We start from the raw sequence: 4,096 nt of genomic DNA, 5'->3' as shown, positions 1-4,096 counted from the left end.
CTGATTCATTAAAAATCAAACTTAAGATGTATAACCGCAATTACGGCGGATTCGAATATATCTGAGTTTACTCGGAATTGATAACATACTTGCTAATCAGTAAAACCCAAAAGGGAAATAACAGTTTGTTAGTGAAAACTCCAACAAGGGCTGAGTACATGTAAAAGTAAATACTATTTAAATAGTAAAACAAACAGAATAGACAATAATCTATTAAATTTTAAATAATGGGGGCTTTTTTTAATAAAATTTGGGGTGTATTAGGGGTGGTTTTATCTGCCTCATCTATTTTTAGTTTATTGCAACGAGGTTTTGATATTCCTTTAGCATTTAGTTTGTTTGAACTAGTACATTATTATCGGAGTTTAGTAGCTCCTATTTTTGAATTTTTGTATAATCCTATATATTGGATGTTCCCTTCGTTAGAAATTCCTAATTGGGTGACCGATGCACAGATAGTATCTATTTTTATGACGAGTATTTACATAAAAGCAAAAAGCACTCTTCGCGTGAACGGAAAGCAAGTACATTTTAAGACGCTCTGGAGTAAAGTACATACTATTATAGTGGTAGGATTTACATTAATAGGTCTATTGTTTTTACCAATCGTTATTTTTGCGATGGTAATGCTACCAATTAGTTACATTAACCATATTCGATGGAACAGAGGAACCTTAAAATGGTATAGTGTTAAAAAAGTATTAGAGCGTATTACGGTGACTAGTGGTACAGATATGGCGTATGTAACTATTGCAGCAATTTATGGATATATTACAATATTTACAGTAGTAGTTTTCTTTATGTTTAATACTATGATAGGATAAACACAAAATTTTTACGCTAGTAATGGTGTTTTGCACCAACGCCCAGCAGGTAGTTAGCAGGATAGCTTGTTGGTGGAAAACACCACCAAGGGCAGAAAAAGACAGAAAAAAAATTATTTAAAAATGAAAAAAATAGCTTGTATATTATTGTGGATTGTATGTAGCCATACAGTCTTCTCACAAACAATAACTCAGATTGATTCTGTTTCGCAATCCATCTGTTTTTATTTAAACCACATGAATATTAAAAATGATACGTTGGCTATGAACAACTTATATAATAAAAAAGTTATTCCCTATCTGAACACCTTCGAGGCTTTAAAAATGAATAAAGTAGGGCAACAAGTTTATTATAGGCTTCAAAGAAACTGTGTGGCGTTCCGGGAGTTATTAGACAGAATAGACCTTCCAAAAGAATCCGTTTTAAGGCTGGCTTATAAACCAAAATCTGAAGTTTCGGATGTTGATTTGCAAAAGTTGAAAAACGCTAAGAAATTATACTACTTTGAAGTTTCGGGTGACACAACTCAAGTATTGATAAAAGATGGGAAGTGGTTAGAAACCTTTGCAAACGATACCTATTCAAACTTAGATATGAATTGGATTACCAATACTGAGTTTGAATTAGTATTTAATAGTAGCAACAACGAAACTAGATCTAACTTTAGTGTTCAAGGTGATACGTATATTTATCAAGTATTAATAAAGAAGGATGATTATTTTGTTTTAAGTGTAAATATACCTGGAAAGCCTATTTATGAAAAATTAAAAATATACCATAACTAAAAAATCATGATTAAAAAACTACTATTCGTCTTCACTGTACTAATTAGTGCCGCTGTTATTGCACAACACGATTTTAAACAAGTATCAGACTCATTACAAAGTCTCAATTCTGAAAAGATAGATAAAGCGGTTACGCAACTAGGTTTAAAACCTGGGGAGACGGTGAAGATATTTGCTATGTTTTCGGTAGATACCGATGGTAGTATCATTGACGTAAAAGCACGGTCTATCCATCCTGCTTTTGAAGAAGAAGCAATACGCGTTATACAAGAACTACCGGCTATGGAACCAGCATTAGTAGAGGGAGAAACTATCAAACAAAAATATTCATTACCCATTCTTTTTAAAATAGAAACCGAACAGGAACGAAAAAAAAGGAAAAAAAGGGAATATAGAAAAATGAAAAGAAAACAGCGTAAGAGTTAAAATACTTTTTACTGTAGTGTTAGCGTTTTGCACCAACGCCCAGCAGGTACATAGTAAAATAATTTGTTAAGGAAAAATACCAACAAATCTCAAAACATCCAGCATGAAACCCTTTAAAGACTATTTCTCAAAACAAGCTGGACACTACCAAAACTATCGGCCCAGTTATCCAGATGATATGTTTACTTGGCTGGCATCGCTTACTCCCAATCTTGAATTACGCCAGTGTTGGTGTTTTACACCAACGCCCAACAGATAGTTAGCAGGATGGCTTGTTGGTGGAAAACACCAACAAGGGCAGAAAGGGTATACAATTGAAATATGAATACGGATAACCGTAAATAAAAGTAAGATGAAATAGATTACTTTGCTATTTAGATATTGAAACTAACTAACCAAATTTACTACCGATGAAAAGATTATTATTACTAGTATTACTTATTGTATTTTTAGTGCCAAAACAAGCTAAAGCCCAAAATGAAGGTGAGGCCATAGCGGCCGTTGCTGGTGGATTATTAGCCATTGGAGCCGGAATAGCTGCCGTAGAGCAAATGAAAGAACGCGCCGAGCTAATGGCAACAGAATGGGTTTTGACCAACCACCCGGAACTTTCAAGCTTTAGACTAAAAACACTTGACTTTGATGGAAAAAAACTAAAAGATATGTCGAGCACTTCGGTAATATCTTTTACAATTCAAGAGTTCATTCCTAAAGATGACCCAGAAATAGATGGAAGAAAACAAGTGCTATTTGGTTTTACAAGTCATGGTTGGATAAGTGAGTACGGTATAGACTTTAACAAAGTGCAATGGCATTTGATTGATGCAGCAGAGTGGATGAATATGATGGTAGCGTATACCAAAGTAGCTTCAGGCGAAACCAATCAGTCGCATATAGAGGAGACACTCGAAAAGGGAAAAATAGTAAACAGAGGTGTTAAAGTACGGGGAGAGGATGATATCTCATTTTTTAGAATGGACGGGGATAGTTATGTGGTAACAGATTATTCGCCTATGATGAAGTTAATTTATAATGAAAGGTCTTTAGGTATTTATTTGAAAGAAACAATGGATTTGGTGCAGATAGGAAGGGGTGACATAATTAAAGTCCATGAGTTCTTTTATGAAGAGAGGTAAAATGCTTAATACTTGACGCCAGTGTTAGTGTTTTGCACTAACACCCAGCAAATAACTAGCACAGTAATTGTTGGTAGAAAATACCAACAAGGCAATACACGCCACGCAGTTACAATATATCTACATTTCTTCTTATATTGATAACGTAACGTGTTTGCGTAAACAATTGCTAATTTACGCCAGTGTTGGTGTTGTGCACCAACGCCCAACCGATAGTTAGCAGGATGGCTTGTTGGGGGAAAACACTAACAAGGGCAGAAATAGGGTCAAAACAATCAACCTATGAAACGTAGGCCATTACAAATAGAACACTGTCCGCAGTTTTATACAGCGACCATCTTACACTGGAAAAAGCTTTTAAAACCAGATAAGTATAAAATAGCTATTATTGAATCGTTGCAGTATTTGGTTAACGAAGAACGCGTAATTTTACACGGTTATGTTATTATGGATAACCACATCCATCTTATTTGGAAACCTACACCATTATATTCTTTAAAGCATACGCAGCTATGCTTTATGAAGTTTACTGCACAACGTATTAAAAGGGATTTGGAACGATACCATACCAACCTATTGCAACACTTTTTGGTGGCTAAAAAAGATAGAGCCTATCAATTTTGGCAACGAAACCCGCTTTGTGTAGATTTATATTCAGAACATATAATAAAACAAAAACTAAACTATATTCATAATAACCCTGTAAAAGCAGGGCTATGTGAGATAGATGACGATTATCGGTTCTCCTCTGCTAGGTTTTATAAAGAGAAAAGTGATGAGTTTAAGTTTTTAACTGATTATAGATAGTATTGACGAAAAGGTTGTTGGTGGAAAACACCAACAAGGGCAAAACCAATAAGGACAAAGTAAAAAACACTTAGAATGAAATCTTTTAAAGACTATTTCTCAAAACAAGCTGGACAC

Annotated in this window: 5 protein-coding genes; all 5 read left to right on the top strand. The window is 34.5% G+C overall.

All coding sequences use genetic code 11. The features are described from left to right. Positions 1-227: 227 nt before the first annotated feature. The 5 genes from AACZ92_RS16140 to AACZ92_RS16120 all read left to right on the top strand — a co-directional run bounded on the left by AACZ92_RS16140 (position 228) and on the right by AACZ92_RS16120 (position 3,979). The gene (locus AACZ92_RS16140; protein ID WP_339703612.1) at positions 228-824 is read left to right on the top strand and encodes a hypothetical protein; all 597 of its coding nucleotides are present in this window, start codon (positions 228-230) and stop codon (positions 822-824) included. Between the two features lie 123 nt (positions 825-947). After that, positions 948-1,610, top strand: a complete 663-nt coding sequence (locus tag AACZ92_RS16135; protein WP_339703609.1) for a hypothetical protein — start codon at positions 948-950, stop codon at positions 1,608-1,610. Between the two features lie 6 nt (positions 1,611-1,616). After that, a complete protein-coding gene (locus tag AACZ92_RS16130; RefSeq protein ID WP_339703606.1) occupies positions 1,617-2,036 on the top strand; it encodes an energy transducer TonB in 420 nt (139 codons plus the stop codon). A 410-nt stretch (positions 2,037-2,446) separates the two neighbouring features. Next, positions 2,447-3,172 carry a hypothetical protein gene (locus tag AACZ92_RS16125; protein WP_339703603.1) on the top strand — a complete coding sequence of 242 codons (726 nt, stop codon included), beginning with the start codon at positions 2,447-2,449 and terminating at the stop codon, positions 3,170-3,172. Between the two features lie 282 nt (positions 3,173-3,454). Then, complete coding sequence (locus tag AACZ92_RS16120) at positions 3,455-3,979, top strand: hypothetical protein (RefSeq protein WP_339703601.1); 525 nt, start codon at positions 3,455-3,457, stop codon at positions 3,977-3,979. Positions 3,980-4,096 lie beyond the last annotated feature (117 nt).

Source organism: uncultured Marixanthomonas sp., assembly GCF_963974425.1.
In the GTDB taxonomy this organism is placed as follows: Bacteria; Bacteroidota; Bacteroidia; order Flavobacteriales; family Flavobacteriaceae; genus Marixanthomonas.
The sequence above is the reverse complement of the archived record's forward strand: the minus strand, read 5'-3'. Positions and strand labels throughout refer to the sequence as shown.

Coding starts and splice junctions, on each gene's coding strand:
- AACZ92_RS16125 (WP_339703603.1), top strand. CDS start 2,447: ATGAAAAGATTATTATTACTAGTATTACTTATTGTATTTTTAGTGCCA.
- AACZ92_RS16120 (WP_339703601.1), top strand. CDS start 3,455: ATGAAACGTAGGCCATTACAAATAGAACACTGTCCGCAGTTTTATACA.
- AACZ92_RS16130 (WP_339703606.1), top strand. CDS start 1,617: ATGATTAAAAAACTACTATTCGTCTTCACTGTACTAATTAGTGCCGCT.
- AACZ92_RS16140 (WP_339703612.1), top strand. CDS start 228: ATGGGGGCTTTTTTTAATAAAATTTGGGGTGTATTAGGGGTGGTTTTA.
- AACZ92_RS16135 (WP_339703609.1), top strand. CDS start 948: ATGAAAAAAATAGCTTGTATATTATTGTGGATTGTATGTAGCCATACA.